The 26,608-nt window shown below is 50.6% G+C and carries 21 protein-coding genes; 6 read left to right on the top strand and 15 right to left on the bottom strand.

Going from position 1 to position 26,608, the window contains the following annotated elements:
* Window positions 1–120 precede the first annotated feature (120 nt).
* From FKW19_RS10280 to tmpT, 3 genes are all read right to left on the bottom strand, one after another.
* Window positions 121–2,634: an excinuclease ABC subunit UvrA gene (locus FKW19_RS10280; RefSeq protein ID WP_089179098.1), complete on the bottom strand. Its 2,514-nt coding sequence runs from the start codon at window positions 2,632–2,634 to the stop codon at window positions 121–123.
* Between the two features lie 112 nt (window positions 2,635–2,746).
* A complete protein-coding gene (locus FKW19_RS10275; protein ID WP_006117159.1) occupies window positions 2,747–4,003 on the bottom strand; it encodes a dicarboxylate/amino acid:cation symporter in 1,257 nt (418 codons plus the stop codon).
* A gap of 173 nt (window positions 4,004–4,176) precedes the next feature.
* A complete protein-coding gene (tmpT, locus tag FKW19_RS10270) occupies window positions 4,177–4,818 on the bottom strand; it encodes a thiopurine S-methyltransferase (RefSeq protein WP_089179099.1) in 642 nt (213 codons plus the stop codon).
* A gap of 125 nt (window positions 4,819–4,943) precedes the next feature.
* Here tmpT and grxB point away from each other — a divergent pair, with 125 nt between their 5' ends.
* From grxB to FKW19_RS10255, 3 genes are all read left to right on the top strand, one after another.
* Entirely contained in the window at window positions 4,944–5,588 is a 645-nt protein-coding gene (gene grxB, locus FKW19_RS10265) for a glutaredoxin 2 (RefSeq protein ID WP_089179100.1), read from the top strand.
* Between the two features lie 691 nt (window positions 5,589–6,279).
* Window positions 6,280–7,635, top strand: a complete 1,356-nt coding sequence (locus FKW19_RS10260; protein WP_089179101.1) for an MFS transporter — start codon at window positions 6,280–6,282, stop codon at window positions 7,633–7,635.
* Between the two features lie 102 nt (window positions 7,636–7,737).
* Entirely contained in the window at window positions 7,738–8,811 is a 1,074-nt protein-coding gene (locus tag FKW19_RS10255; RefSeq protein WP_089179102.1) for a cobalt-precorrin-5B (C(1))-methyltransferase, read from the top strand.
* Between the two features lie 4 nt (window positions 8,812–8,815).
* Here the strand turns inward: FKW19_RS10255 and cobM are convergent, their stop codons facing one another.
* The 3 genes from cobM to cbiE are packed head-to-tail and all read right to left on the bottom strand — an operon-like array spanning window position 8,816 to window position 11,190.
* On the bottom strand, window positions 8,816–9,574 hold the full coding sequence (gene cobM / locus FKW19_RS10250; protein WP_089179103.1) for a precorrin-4 C(11)-methyltransferase: 759 nt from the start codon (window positions 9,572–9,574) through the stop codon (window positions 8,816–8,818).
* Complete coding sequence (locus FKW19_RS10245; RefSeq protein WP_089179104.1) at window positions 9,575–9,949, bottom strand: cobalamin biosynthesis protein; 375 nt, start codon at window positions 9,947–9,949, stop codon at window positions 9,575–9,577.
* A complete protein-coding gene (gene cbiE / locus FKW19_RS10240) occupies window positions 9,946–11,190 on the bottom strand; it encodes a precorrin-6y C5,15-methyltransferase (decarboxylating) subunit CbiE (protein WP_150150582.1) in 1,245 nt (414 codons plus the stop codon). The genes FKW19_RS10245 and cbiE overlap by 4 nt, the downstream gene beginning before the upstream one ends.
* Before the next feature lie 89 nt (window positions 11,191–11,279).
* On the opposite strand from cbiE, the gene FKW19_RS10235 reads away from it, so the two are divergent.
* The gene (locus FKW19_RS10235) at window positions 11,280–12,083 is read left to right on the top strand and encodes a cobalt-precorrin-6A reductase (RefSeq protein ID WP_089179927.1); all 804 of its coding nucleotides are present in this window, start codon (window positions 11,280–11,282) and stop codon (window positions 12,081–12,083) included.
* Here the strand turns inward: FKW19_RS10235 and cobJ are convergent.
* The 4 genes from cobJ to FKW19_RS10215 are packed head-to-tail and all read right to left on the bottom strand — an operon-like array spanning window position 12,053 to window position 15,382.
* Window positions 12,053–12,811 carry a precorrin-3B C(17)-methyltransferase gene (cobJ, locus tag FKW19_RS10230; protein ID WP_089179106.1) on the bottom strand — a complete coding sequence of 253 codons (759 nt, stop codon included), beginning with the start codon at window positions 12,809–12,811 and terminating at the stop codon, window positions 12,053–12,055. The two genes, FKW19_RS10235 and cobJ, sit on opposite strands and share 31 nt — an antisense overlap.
* Window positions 12,808–13,533 carry a precorrin-2 C(20)-methyltransferase gene (locus FKW19_RS10225; protein ID WP_089179107.1) on the bottom strand — a complete coding sequence of 242 codons (726 nt, stop codon included), beginning with the start codon at window positions 13,531–13,533 and terminating at the stop codon, window positions 12,808–12,810. The genes cobJ and FKW19_RS10225 overlap by 4 nt, the downstream gene beginning before the upstream one ends.
* The gene (locus FKW19_RS10220; protein WP_089179108.1) at window positions 13,534–14,163 is read right to left on the bottom strand and encodes a precorrin-8X methylmutase; all 630 of its coding nucleotides are present in this window, start codon (window positions 14,161–14,163) and stop codon (window positions 13,534–13,536) included.
* Entirely contained in the window at window positions 14,150–15,382 is a 1,233-nt protein-coding gene (locus FKW19_RS10215) for a precorrin-3B synthase (protein ID WP_089179928.1), read from the bottom strand. Before FKW19_RS10215 ends, FKW19_RS10220 begins: the two co-directional genes overlap by 14 nt.
* Before the next feature lie 170 nt (window positions 15,383–15,552).
* On the opposite strand from FKW19_RS10215, the gene FKW19_RS10210 reads away from it, so the two are divergent.
* The gene (locus FKW19_RS10210; protein WP_089179109.1) at window positions 15,553–16,092 is read left to right on the top strand and encodes a Dabb family protein; all 540 of its coding nucleotides are present in this window, start codon (window positions 15,553–15,555) and stop codon (window positions 16,090–16,092) included.
* 51 nt (window positions 16,093–16,143) lie between these two features.
* On the opposite strand, the gene fumC is transcribed toward FKW19_RS10210, so the two are convergent.
* Window positions 16,144–17,592, bottom strand: coding sequence for a class II fumarate hydratase (gene fumC, locus FKW19_RS10205; RefSeq protein ID WP_035350750.1), 1,449 nt, complete (start codon window positions 17,590–17,592; stop codon window positions 16,144–16,146).
* Window positions 17,593–17,920: 328 nt separating this feature from the next.
* On the opposite strand from fumC, the gene FKW19_RS10200 reads away from it, so the two are divergent.
* Complete coding sequence (locus tag FKW19_RS10200; RefSeq protein ID WP_089179110.1) at window positions 17,921–19,855, top strand: hypothetical protein; 1,935 nt, start codon at window positions 17,921–17,923, stop codon at window positions 19,853–19,855.
* 6 nt (window positions 19,856–19,861) lie between these two features.
* Here FKW19_RS10200 and FKW19_RS10195 read toward each other — a convergent pair whose 3' ends face one another.
* The 4 genes from FKW19_RS10195 to FKW19_RS10175 all read right to left on the bottom strand — a co-directional run bounded on the left by FKW19_RS10195 (window position 19,862) and on the right by FKW19_RS10175 (window position 26,228).
* A complete protein-coding gene (locus tag FKW19_RS10195) occupies window positions 19,862–20,797 on the bottom strand; it encodes a helix-turn-helix domain-containing protein (RefSeq protein ID WP_089179111.1) in 936 nt (311 codons plus the stop codon).
* A gap of 157 nt (window positions 20,798–20,954) precedes the next feature.
* Entirely contained in the window at window positions 20,955–21,848 is an 894-nt protein-coding gene (locus tag FKW19_RS10190; protein WP_035350792.1) for a transporter, read from the bottom strand.
* An 87-nt stretch (window positions 21,849–21,935) separates the two neighbouring features.
* The gene (locus FKW19_RS10185) at window positions 21,936–24,392 is read right to left on the bottom strand and encodes a membrane-bound PQQ-dependent dehydrogenase, glucose/quinate/shikimate family (protein ID WP_006117177.1); all 2,457 of its coding nucleotides are present in this window, start codon (window positions 24,390–24,392) and stop codon (window positions 21,936–21,938) included.
* 339 nt (window positions 24,393–24,731) lie between these two features.
* Complete coding sequence (locus FKW19_RS10175; RefSeq protein ID WP_089179113.1) at window positions 24,732–26,228, bottom strand: outer membrane beta-barrel protein; 1,497 nt, start codon at window positions 26,226–26,228, stop codon at window positions 24,732–24,734.
* Window positions 26,229–26,608: the final 380 nt, after the last annotated feature.

Raw genomic sequence — 26,608 nt, 5'->3', positions numbered from 1 at the left:
AAACCCGCCAAGACTACTCCGTCTCGGTGAAGCAGCTTCTACACCCCACCATAATATAACGTCAATCCCTAAAATCAGAAAAAATTATTACCGGATTGTCATGTTGGGGTTGGAAGCGAGTTATAGATATTCGCGTAGGAACGGGCCGGTGCGGCTTTCTGGATTTTTGGCAATATCTGCAGGTGTACCTCTGGCAACAATTTGCCCCCCTTCATCTCCTGCGCCTGGCCCCATATCCAGCATCCAGTCACTTTGAGCAGCAAGACGCATATCATGCTCAGCCAGCACTACCGTATGACCTTGTGCAACAAGCTGTCGAAGCTGCCGCATAAGCCGATCTACATCTGCCGGATGCAATCCCGTTGTGGGTTCATCCAGCACATATAATATATGCCCAGCCCGCTTTTTCTGAAGCTCTGTCGCCAGTTTGATACGTTGCGCCTCTCCACCGGAAAGCGTTGTGGCAGGCTGGCCTAAACGTAAATAACCCAAGCCACCTTGCCGTAAGGTATCAAATCCATGAGCAATATTGGGGCTGTCTGCAAAAAACTCATGTGCTTCATCAACGCTCATATTGAGCACATCAGCGATATTGCGCCCCTTATGGGTAATAGCCAGCACTTCCGGCTTGTAGCGTGCGCCATGACATTCCGGGCACGGGGCATACACACTAGGAAGGAACAGGAGTTCTACTTCAATAGAACCCACGCCCTCGCAACGCGGGCAGCGGCCTTTTGCCACATTAAATGAAAACCATCCGGCATCCATTTTTTGCTGCTTGGCCTGTGGCACAGCGGCAAAAGCCTGCCGTATCTGATCAAACAGGCCCGTATAAGTTGCAAGATTAGAGCGAGGTGTGCGCCCAATGGGCTTTTGATCTACCACCACAAGGCGCCGAATATTTTGTAACCCGCTGACCACCTGCCCTTCTGGTTCAGCACTTTCCGCCACTTCTGGAATATCGTTTTCACCGGCTTCAGGCTGCTCAACGGGTTCTTTCTGCCCAAGTGCCTTGGAAACGATGCTGACCAATGCCTGACCGGCTAAACTGGATTTTCCGGAACCAGAAATACCCGTCACTACCGTCATTACACCTAAGGGCAATTCTAGCGTGACATTGTGTAAATTGTTCCAATTGATACTCTTCAGGCAAAGCCACCCTTCAGGCTTGAGCGGAACCATCTGCCCGTGCTTGATCTCATTAAATATATAAGGCCGCGTGCGGGAACGAGAAACAGACCTCAGTCCTTCTAATGAGCCACTATACAGGATTTCCCCACCTTTTTCGCCTGCATCTGGCCCTACATCTACCAGCCATTCTGCATGCCGAATAACTTGGCAGTTATGCTCAACCACCAAGAGCGAATTTCCTGCATCCAACAATCCATGCAGTGCCTTAAGAAGGGCCTGTGTATCGCATGGGTGCAAACCAGAGCTTGGTTCATCCAGCACATACAGCACACCAAACAAATTAGAACGGATTTGGGTGCCCAAACGCAGACGTTGATATTCACCGGGGGAAAGTGTTTGCACGCCCCGGCTTAACTGAAGGTAGCCAAGCCCCAATTCCAATAAAGTTTGCAAGCGTTCTATCAGCGCTTCCACAATACCATAAGCGGCCAACCCCGTCGCATCGGTCTGCTTTTTGAGTTGCTGGCTTTGTTCGCGCAAAATGGCTGTAATTTTCTTGAGCGGTAAAGATGAAAGCTCGGCAATATTGCGCCCAGCAAATAACACCTGAAGCGCTTCAACTTTAAGCTTCTGACCATGACACTCTGGGCACACGCTGCTAACCATGAACGATGCAGCCCGCGCCCGCATTTTAGCGCTTTGCGATTTGGTGAATGTGTTCAGCACATATTGGCGTGCACCGGTGAAGGTGCCGTTATAATCTGCGGGAACACCGTGCTTGATAGCTTCCAGCACTTGCGCATGCGTGCGACCGGGGTAAACGGGTTCTGTTGGGGTTTCCTTTGTGTAAAGGATCCAGTCCCGCGTGGCTTTGGGAAGATCTTTCCACTGAATATCTACATTCACACCACGCGTGATCAGAATATCCCGCAAATTTTGGCCCTGCCATGCAGTCGGCCATGCCGCAACGGCCCTTTGCCTGATACTGAGCGTATCATCCGGAACCAATGTTTTTTCTGTTACATCGTAAATACGCCCTAGCCCATGGCAGCGTGGACATGCCCCCATTGGCGTGTTCGACGAGAAATCTTCTGCCTCCAAACGGCTCATGCCAGCAGGATACGTGCCAGCCCGCGAATACAGCATGCGCAATAGATTTGAGAGTGTGGTTAGGCTGCCAACAGAAGATCGGCTGCTACTGCCTCCGCGCTGCTGTTGCAATGCTACGGCTGGGGGCAGGCCTTCTATGGCATCCACAACCGGCACTGGCATTTGATTAAACAGCCGACGTGCGTAAGGAGAAACAGATTCCAGATACCGACGCTGGGCTTCTGCATAAATTGTGCCAAATGCCAGCGAGGATTTGCCTGACCCTGAAACGCCGGTCATTACAACAAATTTATCGCGCGGCACAGAAACAGAAACGTTTTTCAGATTGTGTTCACGTGCACCGCGGACGCAAATCATATCGGCTGGGCTGCTGGCAGAAGACTGTGTTTTCATGGGGGCATTATACGCCCCCTATTTCTGCCCTGTGGTATGGAAAAAAGAATAGGTGCCCTGCATATAGCGTTTTCTGGCGTTTAACGCGGCCAATCGGGCACTATATTAAAGCTTAAAGCGTATCCTCTGTTGGCCCATCAGAAAGCGCACCTTCCCATTTAGCCGAGATTGCAGCGGCATACCCATTGCCCAGCACGTTGGTTGCTGTGCGCATCATATCCAGAAAATGATCAATACCCAGAATGAGCGCAATACCTGCTTCCGGCAGACCAAACTGAGGCAGCACAGCCACAAGCGTCACAAGTGAGGCTCGCGGTACGCCCGCAATACCCTTACTGCTTAGCATCATCACCAACAGCATCAGAAACTGCTGAGACCACGGCATATGGATGCCATAAGCCTGTGCAATAAAAATGGCCCCGAAAGACTGAAACAGAATGGAGCCATCCATATTGAAGCTGTACCCTAGCGGCAGCACAAAACCGCTGATCCGAGTAGGTACACCAAAATTTTCCAGCTTTTCAAGCAGCAGCGGATAAACAGATTCACTACTGGCCGTGGCAAAACCTAACAGCACAGGTTGCACAAGCTCGCTCACCAGCCTTTTAATGCTGCGCCCCAGAACCAGAAAAGCAATAAAGGTAAGAACGCCCCACTGCACAAAAATCGTGCCATAAAATTCTGCTAAAAACCGTCCAAAATGCAGCAACATGCCAGCGCCACTTTGCGCTACAGTACCCATAATAGAGCCAAATACGGCTAGTGGCGCCAGCACCATCACCATGTCTGTCATACGCAGCATGATATGCGCCAGCTCTTCGGTCCATTTCAGCATGGTTTCACCGGCCTTGCCCGCAGCGGGCAAGGCCACACCAAACAGAACCGAGAATACCACGATCTGAAGAATATCATTGCGCGCCATGGCATCCATGACACTGGTTGGCACCACATGCAGTAAAAATTCAACAGGCTGAAAAGGATGCTTTAAGGATGAAATATCAGACGGCAGAGGCGCAGAAAACCCATGACCTGGCTGCAAAATATTGGCTGCAAACAAGCCAATAAGCAGCGAAATAAAGGACATGGTGATAAACCACAGCAAAACGCGCCCACCCACGCGCACCACCAAGGTATCGTCCCCCAGCTTGCCGATACCGCTTACCAATGTTGCAAATACCAACGGCGCAATAATCATGCGTATAAGCCGCAGGAAAAACCCTGTTAACAAGGTTGCCACCTGATGCGCAGCCGAAATATAGGCCGGAAACAGATCATGCACCGCAAGCCCGCACAGAATGCCAAGCACAAGGGCAATCAGGATAGCGTAGGTGCGCCGTTTGGTATTAGTAGGTGAAGCAACCTCTGCCATCTGTCATTCTTCTCCCTCTGGAGCATGAAACTTGTCAAAAAGAAGGCTCATATAGGGAAGAAGACGCAAGAGGTCAAAGCTGTAAGAATAAGCAAAATTATTTCTTAACCGTATCCTTTATTTAACAATATAAATGATTACCTGTCCGTTTTTGGGTAAATTCCTGATACAGACTATTCAGGTTTCAAAAGCCATACGCTCTCGGTAGCTGGCACACCGCCTTTTAGACCTCCTGCTACCGAAGTATTATCCAAACACATTATGGCATAATCTGCCCCATAATACCGCTGAATATCTTGCTGGGTTACACTGAACGGTGGCCCCGCTATGCAAGACTGATCATAACCTAAAGTAACAAGAAGTTGCTCTACCTTGCCCGAAATATCTATCAGATGCTCTACATAAGTTATACGCATGGCGGGCGGCAAGGCCACCAAAGCGGCCCGATCGTAAATTGCCTGCACGCAACCGAGTAATGCACGAGAGAGCGCGAAAATATCACCCACAAATATGCTTAGGTTTTCAGCCTTAAAGCACAGCATATTGGAGGCCACTTGAGATATTTGTGGCGTTATACCAAGTTCAGAAAAAAGCTGTTCTACCGCAATCTGGCTAAGCTCTACTCCAACCACCTTCATGCCACGTTGTAGGAGCCAATGAATATCCAGCGTTTTGCCACATAATGGCACAAAAATACGTGCGCCCTCCTTAAGCTCCAGAACAGGGAAATATTTGACCAAAAGCGGATTAACAGCGGAAAGATGAAAGCCAATTTGGTTTTTCTGCCATTTCATGTCCCAGAATTGTGCATCCATTTTGGCCTCTTTCTGCTATAAAATCATTTATGATAAGTTTTATGCTTAGTGCGTAAACAGCAAAGCAAACACCCTGTTTTTGCAGGATATTCGATCCTACACTCTGTATCAGAAAGTTGTCTCTTATGCGTAAACTTTATGTTTATGATCATTGCCCATTCTGCATTAAAGCCAGAATGATTTTTGGCCTCAAAAACATTCCTGTCGAGATTGTTGTTCTTCAAAATGATGATGAAGCAACACCCATAGGTATGATCGGCCAGAAAATGCTGCCCATTCTGGAAGAAAACGGGCACTATCTGGGGGAAAGTCTGGATATTATTGCGCAGATAGACCGGGAAGGAACACCTCTCCTTACAGTTCCTTCTCGGCCAGAAGTTTCTGATTGGATCAGCCGCTCCAGTTCGCTGCTGTATAGGCAGTTTTTGCCTCGCGCCGCAGCGGCCCCTTTCGCGGAGTTTTCCACCACATCTGGACGAGCATACTTTATTCGCAAAAAAGAGACTTCAACTGGCCCATTCTGCACGATTTTTAATGAAGGCCCAGAGACCCTTCTCCCGTTAAATGCATTGTTAGAAGATTTGGCCCCTCTCCTGCCTGAACCATCTGCTCTTCAGGGGGCGCTTTCTTATGATGATATTCATCTGTTTGCGCATCTGCACAGTTTTTCCATTATCAAAGGGCTTACCTATCCCGCTGCAGTAGAGAACTATAGGCAGGCTCTTTCCAAGCGTTCGGGCATTGCCTTGCTGGATGCTATAGCCGTCTGATTATAAAAAACTTTTCCTGTGTTATATTTTGTGAGAATTCATAATCATAAACACAGGAAAGGTTTGTATATAAATAAAAATGAAAAATAATACATGAGTATTTGTTTTATAAATTTATGATTTTAAAAAGTAATTTTTCAATTATTATAAATTTATATATTTATTTTCACATTTTGTAATTATGCCAAAATAATATATTGCAAAAATTTTCCGTTGAAAATTTTATCAGAAAATATTATCAAGGCAATGTTATGACAACTGGCATAAGGAGAGGCCTTTTCTTTAGAATTGTAATTCTTCCCTAACATCAAATGGTTTCGTTTTCTTGTGGTCTTTAGATGGGTGCCTGTTTTATATTATTGCAATAATATAAAACCATAATCTGTTTACTCTCAGATTTTTCCTTTTCTCCCATCTGGCAAGCAGATACATCCAGCTATCGCATAGTGCCGCAGACCCGCTGCGCTTTTTTCCCTCAGACACATGTCCTGAGGCTTTTATGGTTAGAAGCCCCTATTGGCTCTTCCCATTCAGGCGCGGACTTCCCTCCGAACCGTATTTTTCCACAAGATTCCGGAGTGAACGGCCATTTGGCATCACCCGGAGAATTGCAGTCAGCCAGCATATTCCGCACTTCGGTGGAATATCCCGTCAAAATGACGGTTGCCTGTGTAAAGAGGAGTATCTCCCCTTGAAACAGACAGACTCCCTGTCGCCTCCGCCTGCATCTTTTGCAGATCGTCTTGGAATTCCCGCGCCCCTGTTCTGGGGCTTTGTGGGGCTTCTGTTCTTCATGATCGGTGATGGTGTAGAAGCCGGTTACCTTGCCCCTTATCTGGAAGGGCATGGTACATCAGCCGGTAATACCGCACTTTTGTTCACTATTTACGGCGTTACTGTTTCTATCTCCGCATGGCTATCTGGCCCACTGTCTGATCTATGGGGCCCCAAGCGGGTAATGTGGATTGGCTTGGCGATCTGGGCCGTTTTTGAAGTTATCTTTCTAGCCTGTGGTGTTGCCGTTAACAGCTATCCCATTATGCTGTTGGCCTATTCCCTGCGTGGTTTAGGATATCCGCTGTTCACCTACGGCTTTCTGGTCTGGATTGCTGCTGCCACGCCGCCGCGCCAGCTTGGTTCTGCAGCAGGCTGGTTCTGGTTTGCCTTTTCTGGTGGTCTGCCTACCTTAGGCTCTCTGTTCGCCAGCTTTGCCATCCCCGTTATCGGAGAAATGGCCACTTTCTGGTCTTCTCTGGGGATGGTTGTTTTTGGTGGCTTGCTAGCTCTGCTGCTTACGCGTGAACCCACAGGCTCTCAGCGTCTGGCAGCCCCTGGCACTCCAGCCAAGGAAATCTTCTTCAGTTCTATCAGTATTCTATGGCGCGAACCCAAAACCTTTGTGGCCATGGTGGTACGCACAATCAACACATCATCCGAATATGCGTTTCTGGTGATTATGCCGACCTTCTTTACCAAGGTTATTGGCTTTACGCTTTCTCAGTGGTTGCAGTTGCTGTCCATCGTGTTCCTGTCCAATATTCTGGTAAACCTGTTTTCCGGTATCTCAGCAGACAAATTCGGCCATCGCGAAGTTGTGGCTTTTGGTGGCGGCATTGGGGCAGCCATTATGGTGCCTGCTTTCTATTATGTACCGCAGATGTTCCCCGGCAACTTTATGATTGCTGCTATTGTAGGCGCTTTGTATGGCGCTTCCTTAGCTGCTTTTGTGCCTCTGTCCGGTTTGGTGCCCCAGATTTGCCCGAAGGAAAAAGCTGCGGCTCTTTCAGCTCTTGGGCTGGGCGCTGGCGCCAGCACATGGGTTGGCCCGGCCATTGTAACGTGGTTTGAATCCTGGCACGGCGTTGAAGGTATTATCTGGATCTTCTCTGGTCTGTATGTTGCCTCTGCCCTGATGACCATGTGCCTGACCATTTCACCCGAAGCACGTCGTTACCTGAAAAAAATCTCCGAACGGGAGAAACAGAAGCGCGCAGCCGCAGCCCGTGGTGATATTGGTGAAGAACTTTCCCTCAGCAAACAATCCTGAATCCGCTCTGCTTTATATGCAAAGCTGGCAAAAAGCCCCGTCCAGCAATGGATGGGGCTTTTTTTATGTTCTGCAACACGCAGATGAATTACATCATGCAGCATGGCACCCAACACTCATCCCCTCCGGCGAGGCTGGACAACAGGTAGCTGCGCAACAGCCGCCGCAAAGGCAGCGTGGCAGATCCTAAACGGCCATTCGGCCCCAGCCTGCGTAAATATCACCCTTCCCTCCGGCCAACATGTTGGTTTCGCCATTGCCCGTACCGGTGGCACGCTAGAGGCACCTTTTGCTGAAGTTATTAAAGATGCGGGAGATGACCCCGATATCACGCATGGAGCGCTTATCCGTGCAACCGTCAAAGCTTTGCCTGCTGGTTGCGGCATCGTATTTCAAGCGGGCCCCGGTGTAGGCACTGTCACCCGCCCCGGCTTGCCGCTAGCGGTGGGAGAGCCAGCCATAAATCCAACACCTCGGGCCATGATCTGTGCAGCTTTAACCGAAGCAAATGCCGGTATCTGCCCAGATGCAGAGGTGAGTATCAGTGTAGAAAATGGAGAAAAACTGGCTGAACGTACGTTAAATAGTCGGCTAGGCATTTTGGGCGGTTTGTCAATTCTGGGCACAACCGGCATTGTAGTGCCTTTTTCATGTTCAGCATGGATTGAAAGCATCCATCGGGGAGTGGATGTTGCGCGCGCTGAAGGCTTGACGCATTTGGCAGGAAGCACCGGAAATGTTTCTGAAAAAGGCGTGCAGAAATTCTATAATCTGCCCGACAGTGCGCTTATTGAAATGGGGGATTTTGCTGGTGGCCTGTTAAAATACCTTCGCAAACATCCTGTGCCACACCTTACGATCTCTGGCGGTATCGCCAAAATGACCAAGCTTGGCCAAGGCTTTATGGACCTGCATTCTAAACGAGGCCCAGCAGACATGCGCCAGTTGGCTGCGCTTGTTCTCGCACATAACGGAAAACCCGATATAGCAGACACTATTGCGCGCAGCCCCACAGTAGCAGAGGCCTTTTTGCACGCAAGTCAGCAGGGTTTTCCGCTAGGCAACCTCATTGCCCGCTCGGCCTTGCAAACCGTTAAGGACGTTCTACACCCCGCCCCCATACAAGCCGATGTGCTGGTGTTTGACCGTGCAGGCAATCTGGTTGGGCAAGCCTGAAAGCTTAGTCTTGCCCGCGAAAACGCCGCCGATAATCAGGGTTATACAAAGCGCTTTCCCTAAAATCTTTATCCCCCAATACCCGGCCCACTATCACAAGTGCGGTGCGTTCTATGGGGGTTTCTTTTAATTTATTTGCAATGTTAGCGAGTGTTCCGCGTAGCACAAGCTGATCTGGCCATGTCGCTCGGGCCACAATGGCTACCGGACAATCCGCCCCATAAAAGGGTGTTAGCTCTTCTACAATTCTATCCAGCGCATGCACTGCCAGATGAATAGCCAATGTCGCCCCTGTAGCGCCAAACGCTGCCAGCGTTTCTTTTTCCGGCATGGCGGAAGCACGCCCGTTTACACGCGTGAGCACCACACTTTGGGCAACGCCTGGTATGGTTAATTCCTGCCCTAATATGGAAGCCGCTGCCGCAAAGGCTGGTACGCCCGGTGTCATGCTCCACGGAATACCGTGCTTGTCCAAGCGGCGGATTTGCTCTGCCACAGCGCTATACACAGACAGATCACCTGAATGCAGGCGTGCCACATCCTGCCCTTGCTGATGGGCTTTTACGTATTCGGCTTCAATCTCGTCCAATGTCATGGGGGCTGTATCAACCTTGCGCGCATCAGGCGGGCAGAATTGCAGCATTTCCGGCGGCACAATAGATCCTGCATACAAACATACTGGACAGGATGCCAAAATATCCCTTCCGCGTATGGTAAGCAGATCAGCTGCTCCGGGGCCTGCCCCTATAAAATGCACGGTCATTCAAATATCTCCTTCTGCCACGGCGCATGTCACACCACTCATGCTGCAACGCGGTACAATAAGTTTGCCCTGTGGGCCAGCCGCAACCAATGCACAGGCTTCAGATACCGAGACCACGCCAGTATGCTGCATGCTACGGGCTGATACTGTCTGGCATTGCGCATTCATCTGCTGCATGACGGCAAGCTCTACCCAGATAATTCGGATGTCCAGCCATTTTGCTGCCTGTAACGGCAGATTTTCTGTATGCCGAAATGCAGGCACAGCAAGAGCTGACAACTCTTTACCAAACTGCCGCGCCAAGGCGAGTTCAATACACGCCTGAGCCTGTGCTAAGGTAGCCCTGCTGTTCCAGCCCATACCTAGAAATATCATGCGGTGCCGGGCTTTTGCGCAATCCATTGCGTTACCGGCATGGCAGGGCGGAAACCGTGCAGAGAACCTATCTTCTCTAACCGAGACACAGAGATACGCGTAAGCGTTCCACCCCACTCCTGCATAGCGCGTAGCAAGCGCGCTTCTGTTTCGGCCACCACGGCATTCACGACAATACGACCACCGGGTTTAAGAGCCTGCCATGCAGTTTCCAACACACCAGCGCGGCTTGCGCCTCCGCCAATAAAAATAGCATCAGGCTTTGGCAAATCTTCCATGCCTTCTGGCGCACGGGCTTGCCTTATATCTAACCCCGGCACACCAAGAGCCACAGCATTGCGTGCAATGCGTGCAACCCGCTCTGGCTGCGCTTCAACACACACAGCGCGGCAGAAGGGAGATGCCAACATCCAATCAATACTGATGGAGCCAGCTCCCCCCCCAATATCCCACAACAACTCCCCTGCCCGAGGCGCTAGGGATGACAGTGTAACAGCGCGAATTTCCCTCTTTGTAAGCTGGCCATCATGTTCGAAGCACGTATCGGGCAACCCATTGGCAAGGGGCAATGTGTGCGGAGCGCTTTGGGCATCTATTTCCAACCCGATCAGATTAAGCCGTTGTATCTTATCCGGCGCCCCTTTGCTGGCGTAAAAACTGTGCATGGCTTCATGTGGGCCACCCAGCCGCTCCAGCACATGGCAGCGCGTTGCCCCTAACCCTTTATTACTAAGCCAGTTGGCCAAAACACGCGGCGTATTTTCATCAGCAGACAGTACAATCACACGGCCAGATGGCTGCAAAGCTGGATAAAGCTGCTCTATGGGGCGGCCACATAAAGAAATCACCCGGCAATCCTGCTCTGCCCACCCAAGCCGACTACATGCCAAAGCCACAGAAGATGGAGCTGGTAAGCACAGCATTTCCTGTGGTGGGATAGAACGCGCAAGTGTATTACCCACGCCAAAAAAGAATGGATTACCAGAGGCCAACACTACAGTTGGCGCACCCTTTCGGGCAAGAATAGCATCTATTCCGCGTTCAAAGGGTGTGGGCCAAGCAAGTGTTTTCCCCTGCACTAATGAAGCCGCCAGTTCCAAATGGCGAGCCCCTCCGACCACAAAAACCGCTTGTGTAAGAATGGAACGCGCAACAGGAGAAAGACCTTCCACACCATCTTCCCCAATCCCGATCAGGGTGAGCCACGGGGGGTGTGGCGCATGTTGGGGTTGCTCGGTCATTTATCCATTCCTTTTTTGGCACACACTTGCACGCTAATGGGCTGGGCTTTTACAACAGTTTTATTTTTTATGCTGTAAAGCTTGCCCGTATGCCTTCATCTTCCAATAATTTTCACGTTCTTGTTCTCGGCGGCACCACAGAAGCTTCTGCCTTGTGCCGTGATCTGGAGCAGACCCCCTCCATCAGTACCACGCTTTCCCTTGCCGGAGTAACCAAACAGCCGCATTTACCTATGCTATCCGTGCGGATTGGTGGCTTTGGAGGCGTTGATGGATTAAGCACATGGCTTAAAACACATGGCATCAGCGCGCTCATAGATGCCACCCACCCTTTTGCTGCCACTATGAGCCAACACGCCGCCATAGCCTGCGGCACTACGCAAACGCCACTGTTACGTCTTGAACGTCCTGATTGGCAGGAAATGCCAGGCGATAGATGGTTCCATGCAGCTAATCTGAAAGAAGCCGCCAGCCTGTTAGCCAATTCCCCAAAATGGAGAACAGCACCACAGCGCATTTTTTTAACAACAGGCCGTAAGGAATTAGCGCCGTTTAAAATTGCGCCCCAACATCATTACCTCATTCGCTCTATTGATGCGCCCGATCCTGCCTCCTTACCTCCAAATGCAACCATTCTGCTGGATCGCGGGCCTTTTGATGTGAACAGTGAAGCCAAGCTGATGCAGGATTACGGCATCACACTTCTGGTTTCCAAAAACTCTGGGGGCAGTGCTACATACCCCAAACTGGAAGCTGCACGCCTGTTGCGTATTCCCGTCCTGATGATTGACCGCCCAGTGGCCTGCCCTCATATCCCTACAGTAGAAACTGCCCAACAAGCCATGGTATGGTTACAGGCGCATCAAGCTGCATCAACCCGCCGTAAAGTATAGAACCACGGTTCACCATTGGGCCGATCCACCAAACGGCTGGCTTTACAACCTATCAGCACCAATGTGCTCATATCGGCCCATTCCGCATTGGCATCCTGCAGGGTGGAAAGCCGCACAGCTTCATCAGGTCGCCCAATGGCGCGCGCGAAAGCAACGGGAATAGTGGCTGGCAACACACCGCGCAAATGCTCCAATGCCTCACCCAACTGCCACGGGCGGGCATGAGACCGAGGATTATACAGCGCAATCACAAATCCAGCCTGTGCAGCCAACCGCAACCGTTCCAGCACGACATCCCAAGGCTTGAGGTTATCTGAAAGGGACATCACACAAAAATCCCCACCCAACGGGGCACCCAGCCGCGCAGCCGCAGCCAGAACAGCACTTAGGCCAGGAACAACGTTAATATCCAGCGTACGCCATTTATCTGGCCCTTGCTCCAATGCTTCAAACACAGCGCTGGCCATGCCAAATACGCCTGCATCTCCACCAGAAACAACTGCCACATGTCGCCCTTGCTCTGCCATTTCCAACGCATGACGAGCGCGATCAAGTTCTACCCTATTGTCTGAGGCATGACGAACAACGTGCGAAGGGGCTTCTACCCGATTTACATACGGGCCATAGCCAACAAGATCTGTTGCTTGAGCTAAGGCCTGATCTGCCTGTGGCGTACGCTGGAGGCTATTACCTGGCCCTAACCCTATAATGGTAACGCTACCCTTCATCTCACACCTTTCCGACCCGGCAGCAGAACCAGAGAGAAATAAGGCACGTTATCTGCCTGCTCTTGCAAGGCACACATACGGGTATTTTCCTGCGTGCCGCGTTCAACATATACGGCATCTTCCAAACGCCCCGCTTTTTCCAGCGCCCGCTTGACCTGTGGCATATTACGGCCTGTTTTCATGATAACTGCGGCATCTGCCTGTTCCAGCCAGTTGGTCAGCTTTTCTTCTGGCAATGTGGCAGGGAGAACGCACAACACATCATCTCCGTGCGTTATGGGCAGATGTGCCTGTGTCCAGCAGCCATTCATGGCCATAATGCCGGGTACAATTTCGGTTTCAAAACCAGCTTTCAGCCGATCAAAAAGATACATGGCCGAACCATACAGAAAGGGGTCGCCCTCACATAACAGAACGACGTCCTGCCCTTTTTCCAGCCGTTGAGCCAGATTGCGCGCGCAGTTATCATAAAACTGGCTCATGCCACCATGATACGCCGGATTGGCAACGGAAACTTCTGTTGTGAATGGATATTCCAGCCGCAACTCCTCGGCATCGGGCGCAATATGTGCACGTGCAATAGTACGCGCATGGCCCGGCCTATCATGACGGCAGAAATACGCCACGACCTTTGCCGCCTGCACCAGCCGAACAGCCCTTACTGTCATGAGTTCGGGATCACCCGGGCCTACGCCAACAACCTGCAATTTGCCGCGTGTCATTTATTCACGCTCACAAGCCAGAGCATTTACAGCAGCAGCAGCCATGGCGCTGCCCCCCGGCCGACCGCGCACAACAAGCCAAGGCACATCCTTGCGGAGGGAAAGAGCTTCCTTAGATTCCATGGCCCCCACAAAACCTACCGGCAGCCCGATAATGGCCGCAGGGTACGGTGCGCCTGCATCCAACATTTCCAGCAAGTGGAAGAGTGCTGTCGGTGCATTGCCAATGGCAACCACTGCTCCAGCCAGCTTTTCACCCCACAAATTCAGCGCTGCGGCTGAGCGGGTGTTGCCAATCTGACGCGCCAATTCCGGGGTGCGACTATCGCGCAGCGTGCAGGTTACGGCATTATCAGCAGGCAGTCTCGCCCGCGTAACCCCATGCGCCACCATTTCGGAATCACACAAAACATCGCAGCCCTTTTTCAGAGCCATGCGGGCAGCCGTAACAAAATCAGCCGTCATGCTAACAGATTGCGCCATTTCCACCATGCCGCAGGCATGAATAATACGTACGACAACCTGCGCTTCTTCCGGCGCAAAGGCAGACAGATCGGCTTCCGCCCGAATGGTCGCGAAGGAGCGTTCGTAAATAGCTGCTCCATCCTTGATATACTCATACGCGGCCATTCATTATCCTTTCCTGTGGCTTGGTGCCTATAAAATAGTCTTCGACTGCTGTGTCATCTGGGAAAAAGCGCATGACAGGCCCCGATGTCGTGCCATTGTGGATGAGCCCATAGCCATTTTGGGCGGCAACAACCGTCCAGCTTGCTTTTGCAGGGTGCGCACAGCCTTTACTGCATCCAGATACATGCAGGCTTTCCCCTGCCCCCAAACTATGCGCCAGTGTTTTTGCCAATGCTTGTGTTGCACCTTCTGCTTGCGCACATCCTGCATTTCCCATGCAGGCAGAAACTCGTAAAATAGGATTGGTGCTTGTATCCACCATATCCGCCACATGCGGCGCGTACGGCATACCGTGCAGAATAATACTGTGCCACGGCGTAAGCCGCAGGATGCCATCTCCGTTTCGTGCATGATGTGCGCAGCTACGCAGCATAGTGGATGTTAAAATGCCTAATGGCGCATTAAGGGCATATAAGGCAGCACCTATTGAGCCTGCTAATAAAACCGGATCCGGCACGGCTGCACTCGTAACTTCTGCTGGATAATAAGGCTGATGAATGGCCTGAAAGAGCATTTTACCCGTTGCTGGGTACCGTGCTGGCCGCTTACCTTCCGGGATGGCGGTAAAAGCCGCGGCCAGCTTTACAGCCAATTCAACTATGGTCTGAATTGGAGCAGCTTTGCTTTTCTGATTGCCACATACAACAGACCACAACCCCGCCCCATTGGCTTGCAACGTGATATCTGCCTTCAACAACCCAACAGTAAACAGCCCTCCGCCATCTACGGCAAAGCCAAACTTATCCGGCAATACAGAAAGATTATCGGCATGACACAAGGCCATGCGCAAAGCTGCGGCACATTCCAACGTATCTGGAGCACAGGATCGATCACACCCCACCAAAGGGGATACCAATAACGCCAAGCGCTTTTCATGCTCAGGATTGGCCATACCTAAACCTGCCAGAACGGCCAGTTCGGGAAAACGCAAGGCGTTGTTATGAGAGAACCCACGTAATTGCAAGCTGGCGCGGTTGGTAAGGCAGATCAGCCCATTGCCTTCACGCTCTGCAATCTGTGCCAGAAAAACAGCCTGCGCCGCAGTTATCCGGCCCAATGGTGGCCTTACACGCACCAACCAGCCATCTTTGGCTTGCATGGGGGCAAACAGACCCGGACACCACCCTTTAACCTCTGGCGGCGTAAAACGCTGTGTCACGCTATCTGCCTCCTTTCTTGGCTGCGGCGGATACAAAATCTCTCTTCACGGTCGTCCTGTTACGCAACACAAGCCTTGCTTGTCAAAAAGCCAAACGTACTTCCATATTTAAGAGAGAGGCAGCCTGTAGCATTAGGTGAGCCAGCAGCAATCTGTGTTATGAAAGACAGATGACCATAACATCTCATCTTTCCATCCGCTTGGGCTTGATAGCAGGTTTGTTTTTTACCGGATCAGGCATTTACTCTACCCGCGCCTGTGCAAATGAAACCCTCACGCTGGATGCAGCCGCACAGGCCACGTATGCGTTGGTGAAACAGATAGGTGAACAGCGCTTTACTGCGCCAGACTTTCGCCCCGGCACTGTGCGGCATATGGTGATGCTTCAGTTCCGCACCACAGCGACTGCTGCCGAAAGGCAGGAAGTCACACGTCGTTTTCTGGAACTGGCGACACACTCACGCCGACCGAATGGCAAACCGGTTGTTGCCAACTTGGAATCTGGGCCACAAAATAGTGGTGAAAATGCAGATCACGGGCTGGATTATGGGTATCTTGTTACCTTCCGTTCAGAAGGTGATCGTAATTACTATGTAGGTCGCCCGATTGTACACACGAGCGGATGTTTTGACCCCGCGCATGATGCCTTTAAAAAATTTGCTGCACCATTTCTGGCCAATGTGGTGGTTTTTGATTTTACCGTAAAATGAAGGGGAGAGAGAAACCCTCCCCACTCCGTTAAGGCTTGAAATATTTAGTATTCAGGCCCCGGCAACGCCTTCTCCCACCATATCAAGTGGGTTTACCACCTTGTCGAAAGTAGCTGCATCTACGTAACCAGATTTAAGGGCCGCATCCTTGAGGGAAAGATCATGCTCCATGGCAATGTGCGCAATTTCCGCAGCCTTGTCATAGCCAATAACAGGGGCCAAAGCGGTAACGAGCATAACGGACCCACCCACATTCTGCTTGAGCCGCTTTTCGTTTAGTTGCGTACCTTCAACAGAAAAAATGCGGAAGTTATGGCAGCCATCGGCCAAAATACGGATACTGGCAAGACAGTTGGCCAATATTACCGGCCGCATAACATTCAGATCCAACTGGCCCTGACTAGCTGCAAAAGCAATGGTGTTATCATTCCCCAACACCTGCGTTGCAATCATCACCATTGCTTCACATTGGGTGGGATTCACTTTGCCGGGCATGATAGAAGAGCCAGGTTCATTTTCGGGCAGATGCAGTTCACCTAACCCGCAACGTGGGCCGGAGGCCAGCCAGCGCATGTCGTTGGCAATTTTCAGCAATGGCACCGCCAAGCCGCGCAAACCCGCAGATGTTCTGGCCATGGCATCCAACCCACTTAACGCAGCAAATTTGTTAGGCGCCGTAACAAATGGCTGCTTTGTTAGCTCTGCTATACGCGCAGCTATGGCTTTGCTGAAACCTACTGGCGCATTCAGCCCCGTGCCAACAGCAGTACCCCCAGCAGCAAGCTCGAACAAAGCTTCACGATCTTTACGCAGGCCACAAAGCGCATCTTCTAGCATTTGCACCCAGCCAGACCATTCCTGCCCTACTGTTAAAGGTACAGCATCTTGTAAATGGGTACGGCCAATTTTAACAACGTCCATCCATTGTTCAGCCTTTTGCCGTAAAGCTTCTATAAGCTTTTCTACGCTGGGCAAAAGTCGGTTTTCAATTTCCAGCAATGTGACAACATGCATGGCCGTTGGGAATGAATCGTTGCTGGATTGGCCCATGTTCACATCATCATTGGGATGGATGGGTGTTTTAGAGCCAATTTTGCCACCTACAAGCTGAATGGCACGGTTTGCAATAACCTCATTCACATTCATATTTGTTTGGGTGCCAGACCCTGTCTGCCAAACAAACAGCGGAAAATGTGCATCCAGCTTACCTGCTGTAACTTCATCTGCAACCGTAGCTATCAGATCTGCCTTCCATTGCGGCATACGCCCTTCTGCCGCGTTCACCAACGCAGCCGCTTTTTTAACAATGCCATATGCATGATACAGCGGTAGAGGCATACGCTCTGTGCCAATGGAAAAATGCACCAGACTGCGCTGGGTTTGTGCTCCCCAGTATTTGTCTGCCGGAACATCTATGGTTCCCATTGAATCCCGTTCCTGCCGGACACCTGTGGCCTGAATGCCTACAGGACAAAAACGAATTTGCGGATTATTGCTCATGATACATGACCTCCCTGCTGGCTCGTGACGTTCAGCCAGCTTTCTGGTTTGAGCAGCATAGACCTCTTCCGCGTCTAAAAATGAGGCCACGCCCATCACATTTAGACGATGATGATTTTCAACCAGATATTTATAAGATTTTTGAAATTTACTTATATATATCGTTTCACTAACTCCTTTACTAAGTAAGGGCTAGAAAAACCAAGATGCATTTCTGCTATGAATTTGGCCACTTCATAGACTTGCTATCGCCAAATGTTTATTCTACACGCTTTGTTTACATCATTCAAAAGGGCGTGACATATTGCGCCCTCATGAACTTGGCTCAATGCATGATTCCATAAAAAATTATCATGCAAATAATTTCATCGTGCAATGGTACAGCATTCAACATGCACATACCGTGGGAAATATGAGAAAACTGTTACTGACAGGGAGCGTATTTACCTGCACCATACTGCTTTCTGCCCCCGCTCTGGCAGATGATGCGCAGGAACTGGCAGCCATTAAGGCGGAAATGCGCCGGTTGGCTGCGCAGGTGGAAGCAATTGAATCCCGTCAGGCCAAGCGGCATACAGGCACCTCTGCCCCCGCTCGTAATGTTGCCCATAGCGCCAATACACCTGCAAGCGCACATACTGGCAATAAGCTTGCCACTGCTTACGCAAATCAAGCAGATCGGGAAGATCCTTCCATCCGCTTCTCACCAGATGAAGCCCCAGTTAAAACTGCCTCCAATACGCAAGGCGGAACTGCAAAAAACGGTGTGAACTTTAAGTGGCTACCCGGAGCCACTGGCTCTGACTTACCCTCTGGCGCAGATGCAGAAGAAAAAAGCCATTCCTCAATCGATCTTTCATCTTCCAGCCCTACTGCCATTACGCAAACAGAAGTTGATAGATTACCGCCCATTTTCAGTATTGGTGGCATATCTGTAAAGCTGGGTGGCTTTATAGATATGTCCAATATCTGGCGTAGTTCCAACATGACCAGCGGTCCGGCAACGGGCTGGGGCAATTTTCCTTATGCCAACAGCCCCAACCATGGGTTGTCTGAAGAACGGCTTTCTGCTCAGCTCAGCCGCCTGTCTATTTTAATGGAAGCTAACCCCAGCAAGTCTTCCCGCTTGCAGGCTTATGTTGAAAGTGATTTTGCGGGTTCTGGCAGCACAACTAACAGCGTGCAAATTAACGGCTACACGCCGCGTCTGCGGCAAGGTTACTTTACGTTCACCCAAAAGGATTGGGGCTTACATATTCTTATGGGGCAAGCATGGAGCTTGGCTACAAACTACGCCAAAGGCATTATTCCCCGCCAAGAAGAATTGCCCGCAGTTACAGATAACAACCAGTTGCCCGGTATTGTTTTTACACGCGTACCTCAAATCCGAATTGGCAAGGACTGGAATCAGAAATACTGGCTTGGCCTTTCTATTGAAGACCCTCAGGCGACCGTTGGTTTCTCTTCCACTGTCAGTTCTGGCAGCACCATTCCTGCTGCGCGGGGGCAAGCAGAAGGCGCGCGTGTTTACTATGCCAATACCGGGGGAATGCTGCTAAACGCAGCCACAAATTACTCTTACAACCCTGTTCCAGATATGATTCTGAAGGCAGCGGCAGATACATCCTTCGGTCATTATGAAGTGTTCGGCCTTGCGCGCTGGTTCCGCTCTCTTGCCGTGGAGCCGGGAACAACAACAACCAAAAAACACACCCATTTTGGTGGCGGCGTAGGTGCTGGTATGACAGCCCCCTTGGGCACGAACCGCCTACACCTTACCGGCGATGTTCTGGCCGGTGATGGCATTGGCCGTTATGGACCAACCCAGATACCAGATACAACATTCAACGGCCGTGGGCAGCTTACGCCTGTTCCCGAAATTATGGGGTCACTCGGCTTGGTGGGGCACCCCAATTCTTCCGTGCTGCTTTACACTTATGGGGGTGTGGAAGCTTCTGGTCGCAAACGTTATATTGGCGCAGATGGCAAGCAATATGGTTACGGCGTAAACGATCTGGATCTGGCTGGGTGCGATGTGGAATTTGGAGTATGCAGTGCACAAACACACACCCTTGCCTCCTTTACCGCTGGCGGCTGGTGGCACTTTTTGCAAGGCCGTTACGGAAGCATGATGGCAGGCTTGCAATATACCTTTGTGCGCAAGTTCGCCTTTAAGGGTAATGATGGGCATGGCGATAGCGTAGACCCGGCAACATCAGGCAACACAGTTTACGTAACTTTCCGGTACTTCCCGTTCCAGTAAAGGCTTTTAGTTAATTCCAAAACCCTTCATCTTGCGGTAAAGTGTTGCACGGCTAATTCCCAAACAACGTGCAGCCTGCGTAACATTTCCCTGAGAAACAGCCAAAGCGGAGCGGATAACGTTTTCTTCCGCCTTTTGGAAACTTATTTCCGAACCCTCTTCCAGTTCGGTTAACAGGTTGGGATGTTGGGCAATAGTTTGATCTGTCCAGCCCATCCATTCACGCGCAGCATGCGTGGCACCTGTAATCTCCCCTTGGTCGTTAATAGAAACCAAAGGTGCTGAGCACCCCCTTACAGAACCCAAGGTAAGTATTTTTTGCCCTGCATAACTGTTACGGAAAAGCTGTTCTTCAATACGCCGGCCAGATTGCGCAAGTGTTTCCATTAGCAGTTTGTCAATAGGCTGGACTGTTTTGCCATTCATGGAGGCAAGGTTTAGGGCTCCTGCAACACGCCCCTGTGCATCGAATATCGGCACAGCATAACTAATCAGCAAGGAAAAACAAAAGCGCCAATGCGCGCCTCGCCCCAGAAAAACTGGGCATCTATCCTCTACGCATGTTCCAATACCATTAGTGCCTGCTATCTCTTCGCTCCAGATGGCACCTTCACGCAGATTAAGGCGGCGGCAAACGGAAAGGTGTGTTTCATCTGCGCAGCGTGCCAGAATCATGGCGTTTGGATCGGCCAACAATACCATAAGCCCCAAACCTTGCACCAAAGTAAAAAGGTGCTGCATTTCTTCCGAAGCTTGGCGCAAAAGCAATGCGGACCGGCTGCTAACATGCCGAAATTCTGCACCACACAGAACGTCTGCCTTCCATTTTTGGGAAGGATCAAGCTGGTAGGATGTCTCGCAACGTATCCAAGATTTCTGTACTGTTTCTTCCGGGCTTTCTGCTTTGGAAACAGTGTGTTGAGAAAAAGGCCGTGTATTCATCGCGAGGGCTCTACCATATCCGGCAAGGACATATTAAAGGCTTTTCTAACGTTGCTTTTCTCTTATACATAAAAAATATAACTCTCATAGGTAATTTATGTATTTTATTTTTTACCTATCTTCTCCAAGTAAACTTTTTGTTATTCAAAAACAAAGCCTACTGCCAAAGGTAAACAAACTTTACGTAATAGGCATTCGTTTCTGGTGTATTTCGCCCTTCAAGAGAATGCGAGTAGCGGGCTGTTAGCGAAAAGTGCTGGTTAATATTATACATAAGCCCCGGGCCCAGAGCGATTTCACGGCTGTTAGAATTATCCAGATACTGACGTAGCGTATTATCGCGCGTTCCTGTTACATTCTGCCAGTCAAATGCAAGAAATGGCTCGAACTTCTTGGTCGCTTTCCAGCTAAATCGCAAGTTGGTGTAAAACACCACGCCGGGTGAATAGCTATGCTGGTCTTTTTGATGTTTTGTAGACCCAACAACCGTGCCGGCATCACCATCAAAACTGAAGTGTTTCCATTCATAATCAAATATTAAACTGGATATATTTGACCAATAATTTGTAGATGTTGCATCTCTTGTGCCATATGGCGTTTGCATAAAGGTTTGTATGCCAAAAGTACTGTGCTTATTGGGCTTAAACCATGCTGCTGGCCCAACAATAGTAGGCCCTAGCCCACCGTAATTTGTGCCATCTGCCAGTTTGTAGCTTTCGGTTTGGATCAACTCAAAAGCAAATCCGACATGAGGAATGGCTTCAAAACTACGAAAGTGCACATATTTTGTCATACCCGACCATGTATGGCTGCCGCCAGTTGGCGTACGCTGTCCACCACTTCCGTAACTATGGCCTGCGGCGTTTCCATCACCATACTGCACCAGCACGTTAAATGGCTTGAAATCCACAGGTAGGTCATATTCATGGGGGCCAATAATGCCCAACGTGATATCCGCAGCTCGCGCAGGAACTACGTGACACACAATCACTGTAGGCATGACGAAACGCACGAGGGAAAGCAGACGCTCCCCGCCTTCTATCAAACGCATCTGAATATTCCGATAAGCAACAATAACAATCAAATAAACGCGTGATGCGGGGTTCCAGATAAACTGGAACCCCAATGTGTTAACGCGTTACTGAGCGGGAGAAGCTTTCTCACCATCAAGCGTGTAAGCGATAATGTAATCACCGCTTCTGGTACCAAGGCCACCGTGGCCACCGGCTGCAATCAGCACATACTGCTTGCCACCAGCTTCGTAGCTCATGGGGGTAGCCTGGCCGCCTGCTGGCAGGCGATCACGCCAGATAACCTTACCGCTCGCCAGATCAAATGCCCGCAGATAATCATCTGCTGTGGCACCCATAAACACAACGCCACCTTTGGTAACAATATTGCCGCCAATATTATACATACCGGTAGGCAAAGGCAGGTTGTTATGGGTACGGAAAGGCCCGGTATCACGCGTTGTGCCAACAGGATGCTGCCAGACAATCTTCTTGGTAACCAGATCGATCGCCGTCAGCGTGCCCCAAACCGGCCCCTTACAAGGGATCTGTAGTGGGTTCAGCCAAGGGTTGGTAAGCGCAATATAGGGTGTTCCGTAATCTGGAGAAACAGAAAGGGCATCACCTTTAGGCGCAGGTTCTTCCCCACTGCCGGTCCATTTTGGCAGCGTACCGGCCTGCTCCATTCCCGTACGTTTTTCCAGCTTGATACGGAAAGGCAGATAACTTGCATTGGCCAGCATAATCTTACGCTGCGGGTCAATGGTAATACCCTGCCAGTCTACAACACCGTAAAATGCAGGATAAACAATGGTTGTTTGACCCACATGCGGTGGTGTGAACTGCCCTTCGTAAGCAGACTGACGATACTGGATACGGCAGATCATCTGGTCTAGCAGCGTTGCCCCCCACATATCAGACTCTTTAAGATTGGCCGGTGTAAGAGAAGGCATGCCAACAGGATAAGGCTGTGTAGGAGAGACACGGTCATCCGGCGCATGGCCTGCTGTGGGAACCGGCTTTTCTTCAACCGGATAACCCGGAACAGGCGTGCCGGTGCGGCGGTCCAGAACAAAAAACTCACCACGCTTGGTACTCTGCACCAGTGCGGGAACTTGCTCACCATTCGCGCCGGGAAGTTCAACCATGGATGGGCCGGAGGGCAGATCCATATCCCACAGATCGTGATGCACGGTCTGATAGGTCCAGCGGCGTTCACCCGTTACAATATCCAGCGCAATTGTGGCAGAGGATGTTGCATCGTCAAACGGACGACGGGTTCCGCCCCAGTTATCTGGCGGAGAATTGCCCGTAGGAATGTAAACAAGCCCAAGGTTGAGGTCTGCCGTGTAAACACCCCAAGCATTGGGTGTATCACGCGTTAGCTCATCATTCGGGCCGGGTTTCCATGTTTCTGGCTGATGCCCTGCATCCCACGCCCAAGCAATTTCACCTGTTGTGGCGTCAAACGCACGGATAGCGCCGGAGGGCTCGAAATTGGCTTGGTTATCAAAAATCCACCCGCCAGTAATCACGCGGTTTTTGGCTACCATTGGCGGAGAGGTTACAAAATGGAACCCATGCGGCACATGGCCCAGATACTGGCGCAGGGAGATAAAGCCGTGATCCCCAAAATCTTCACAGGGTTTGCCGGTTTCTGCGTTTACCGCCACCATGCGCACATCAGCAACTGGTGAGTAAATGCGGTTACGGCAGCTTGTCTGAATTTCATCAGGAATATGGTAGTAAGAAACACCGCGGCAAGCCAGATAGACGTTCTTGTCCAAATCTGCCGTTGCAGGGTGCGGATCAAACTTCCATTTCACTTTACCTGTGGCTGCATCCAGCGCCATCACCCAGCTATGGGGTGTGCACATGTAAAGTGTATCACCAACTTTAATGGGCGTAAGTTCCAGATTAAACTCATGCCCTTGGTCTGGCCCAGCTACAGTGCCTTCACCCTGCTGCTGCACATCCCCCGTGCGGGTAACCCATGCACGTTTGAGGTGCGAGATATTGGAAGCCGTAATCTGCCCCAATGGAGTGTAACGGTCCCCGCCAACAGTGCGGCCATAAGCCGTCCAATCTCCATCTGGCACACCTGCTGATGTTTCATCAGACTGGCCGCTTGCTGCCATGCGGTCTGCCGGTACGGTGCCATCAATGGAATAAGAACTGAAGCAACTTGCCACAACAACAAGGCAGGAAACCACCAAAGAACCCAGAACTTCGCGCTTATCACCCAGCCAGCTATTGCCCGAGCGCCAAACACCTGGCAGCAGAAGCCAAACACCTAGCCCGATAAGCGTAAAGAGACGAACTTCCAGACCCCAGATATTCAGCCCGACTTCGCATAAAGACCAAATAGTGGCCACAAGCAGCAAAGCTGCATACAGCCGCATAGCCAGAGCAGGCTTGCGAAAGCCGCTGATAGCAGCCCCCAGCATGACACCGCCAGCAATAATATAAAACCAGGAACCACCAAGGAACAGAAGTTCCGCGCCGCCAAAGAAGAGGAAAAGCCCCACAATGGCAAGCAGAATAGAGGTTATGAGCGAGAATAACCTCGCCTGACTCTCTCGCATACTCGTGCTCTTTCTACAGTTTCACGAGCCGTTACGGCGGCATGATCCTGAGATACCATGCTCACGCAGCGGCCAATGGCCCTGCACAACATAAAAGGACACAATGCCGTCACACTTTTGTCCTGTTTTTCACGCGAGTTTGTAGAAAATGTTACCAATTGTCTCATGCGTGAGACAGTTGGTGAGACTGACTGTTCTATTGAAGCCAAAATAGCAATGCCCGACATATTCAGGCAGATGCATCATTCTTTATGCTGTATAAAATAGAAAGCTAAAAAACGGGAGATTTTGTTTTTATATCTCCCGTATTCTTATCACCTCTATATTTTTAAAAACACCTTAGAACGACCATGTTGCATCGCAACTGAACCAGAGCATGTTGTTTGTGCCGTTATTAACAGTTGGGTTTTGCACAGTGCCTGCCTGGTTGAATGGATGCGTGCCGTTAAGGGATTTATCCAGCCGAATTTCAGGCCGGATAGTAAAGCCGCCCAGCGCCAGCCTTTTGTTCACGAACTCGGGCCTGTAGGAGACGCCCACCGTCAGCTCCCCATAGGTTGTGGGCAAGGCATTGTAATATGGGAAAGGCTGGTTGCTCAGAGCCTGCGTAAGAGAGTTAAAGCTGGAATATTCCGTAATCACCCCACCTGTATTGTCACGAAAGATTTCGCCGCGTGCATTAAATGTCAGCCAAGGGTGAATGTCGTAAGAAAAATAGGTTGTCACCCCATAAGCATCATCACGCAAAGAATCATCGTGCAGATAGGTACCATCCACAGAAACAGTCATCTTATCATTGATATGATACGAGGCCATCACATCCGCATTATACTGCATAAGGCTGTTGGCCTGCTTGCCAATGCCTGCACTCACCCACCCTGTGGGTGAAACAATGGTGCGGCCATTGTTGCCCTGCGGCCCAAAATGCCCGATGGCATGCACATCCAGCTTGCCATCCATCAGCTTGTTCCACGCCAGACCAAAATAACCCTTGGGCTTGTTGTTGTTGCCAGAGGCACCAAAGGTTGTGGAGTTCCCTGCATCCACCCCCAAAATCCAGTCCATATGACGTGTCAGATGCATGGTGGCCAGAATGCCTACCGTCTGAAACGGTACGATATAATCTGAGGCGTAGTTATATGTGTAGAATGGCCGTGCAAGAGCGGGTGTGCCTTCTGCCCCCATAATGCCGTACATCTGGCCGATCTGCACATCAATGCCGCGCTTGAAGATCCACGGTAGATGTACATCCAGATGCGCCTGTGTGGGTGCCCATTGATACAGACCATGCAAAGACCCAGACCCCATCCCGATTGTGGGGTCAAACCGTGCATCGGAACCATACATGGCCTCCAGCACAAAACCGATGCCGTATCCGCTGCCTACAGACGTGACAGGATGAGACAGAGAGCCAATGATCTGGTTCAGCGTGACCGTATTGGCACGATCTGAATAATACTGCGCAAAGTTGCGGCCAGAACGGGTCCAGGGGTTTCCTGAAATCCCTGCTTCAATGGAGACATGCCCTTCCAGACCTTCCCAGTATGTGGGTGTGTGTCCGGGTTTAACATGGAACAGGTTGCCTGCCTTGGGCTTCATGGCCTCTTCCTCTTCAGAAAGAGAAGTGGCAGGCGGCTCTTCTCCATCTGTTGGGGTACCTGCCCCCTTTTCTGCCTCTTCGGGCTTAAGAGTTTTGGCGATGTCTCCCACCTGAACCTGTGCAGGTGCAGATGTTTGTGCGTGAGCTACGGATGTAGCTGTTTCACACAAAAATGCAGCGCAACATGATAGCAATACAAATTTGAAGGCACTTCGATCGGTTTTGGTCTGTCGCATGTATCACTTCTCTTGCGCATCAGAAATAGTGACGAATACGAAACGTATTGATCCACACTTGCCACCAGCCGAACACAAATAAAGTATTCAGCAGCATGATGCCTTCACCGCAATTGTAAGACCAACACGTACGTTTCGAATTAGAAATAATATGTCGTGCGCAAAATGGCAATCCTCTACCCACAAAATAAACATGGATTTCAGCACAATTTACTCTGTTGAATGCATTCTCTGCCTCTTTAGAGGCTAAAATATTGGATTTGCGCGTTCAATACGCAGGCAACCTCAGCTCTACCTAGCACTACAGTTGCATTTTGTGTCGTGAGTGAGCGCGGATAGCACTGGCCTGATGCGTTCGTCGAAAGACGGACCATCTGAGG

This window comes from Acetobacter sp. DmW_125128, assembly GCF_008704325.1.
GTDB lineage: Bacteria > Pseudomonadota > Alphaproteobacteria > Acetobacterales > Acetobacteraceae > Acetobacter > Acetobacter oryzifermentans.
Note: the sequence above shows the minus strand (reverse complement) of the source record. Positions and strands in the feature narration are given on the sequence as shown.

Bases quoted from the DNA above. Each gene is read 5' to 3' on its own strand.
- FKW19_RS10280 (WP_089179098.1), bottom strand. From the start codon at position 2,634: ATGAAAACACAGTCTTCTGCCAGCAGCCCAGCCGATATGATTTGCGTC.
- FKW19_RS10275 (WP_006117159.1), bottom strand. From the start codon at position 4,003: ATGGCAGAGGTTGCTTCACCTACTAATACCAAACGGCGCACCTACGCT.
- tmpT (WP_089179099.1), bottom strand. From the start codon at position 4,818: ATGGATGCACAATTCTGGGACATGAAATGGCAGAAAAACCAAATTGGC.
- grxB (WP_089179100.1), top strand. From the start codon at position 4,944: ATGCGTAAACTTTATGTTTATGATCATTGCCCATTCTGCATTAAAGCC.
- FKW19_RS10255 (WP_089179102.1), top strand. From the start codon at position 7,738: ATGGCACCCAACACTCATCCCCTCCGGCGAGGCTGGACAACAGGTAGC.
- cobM (WP_089179103.1), bottom strand. From the start codon at position 9,574: ATGACCGTGCATTTTATAGGGGCAGGCCCCGGAGCAGCTGATCTGCTT.
- FKW19_RS10245 (WP_089179104.1), bottom strand. From the start codon at position 9,949: ATGATATTTCTAGGTATGGGCTGGAACAGCAGGGCTACCTTAGCACAG.
- cbiE (WP_150150582.1), bottom strand. From the start codon at position 11,190: ATGACCGAGCAACCCCAACATGCGCCACACCCCCCGTGGCTCACCCTG.
- FKW19_RS10235 (WP_089179927.1), top strand. From the start codon at position 11,280: ATGCCTTCATCTTCCAATAATTTTCACGTTCTTGTTCTCGGCGGCACC.
- cobJ (WP_089179106.1), bottom strand. From the start codon at position 12,811: ATGAAGGGTAGCGTTACCATTATAGGGTTAGGGCCAGGTAATAGCCTC.
- FKW19_RS10225 (WP_089179107.1), bottom strand. From the start codon at position 13,533: ATGACACGCGGCAAATTGCAGGTTGTTGGCGTAGGCCCGGGTGATCCC.
- FKW19_RS10220 (WP_089179108.1), bottom strand. From the start codon at position 14,163: ATGGCCGCGTATGAGTATATCAAGGATGGAGCAGCTATTTACGAACGC.
- FKW19_RS10210 (WP_089179109.1), top strand. From the start codon at position 15,553: ATGACCATAACATCTCATCTTTCCATCCGCTTGGGCTTGATAGCAGGT.
- fumC (WP_035350750.1), bottom strand. From the start codon at position 17,592: ATGAGCAATAATCCGCAAATTCGTTTTTGTCCTGTAGGCATTCAGGCC.
- FKW19_RS10200 (WP_089179110.1), top strand. From the start codon at position 17,921: ATGCATGATTCCATAAAAAATTATCATGCAAATAATTTCATCGTGCAA.
- FKW19_RS10195 (WP_089179111.1), bottom strand. From the start codon at position 20,797: ATGAATACACGGCCTTTTTCTCAACACACTGTTTCCAAAGCAGAAAGC.
- FKW19_RS10190 (WP_035350792.1), bottom strand. From the start codon at position 21,848: ATGCGTTTGATAGAAGGCGGGGAGCGTCTGCTTTCCCTCGTGCGTTTC.
- FKW19_RS10185 (WP_006117177.1), bottom strand. From the start codon at position 24,392: ATGCGAGAGAGTCAGGCGAGGTTATTCTCGCTCATAACCTCTATTCTG.
- FKW19_RS10175 (WP_089179113.1), bottom strand. From the start codon at position 26,228: ATGCGACAGACCAAAACCGATCGAAGTGCCTTCAAATTTGTATTGCTA.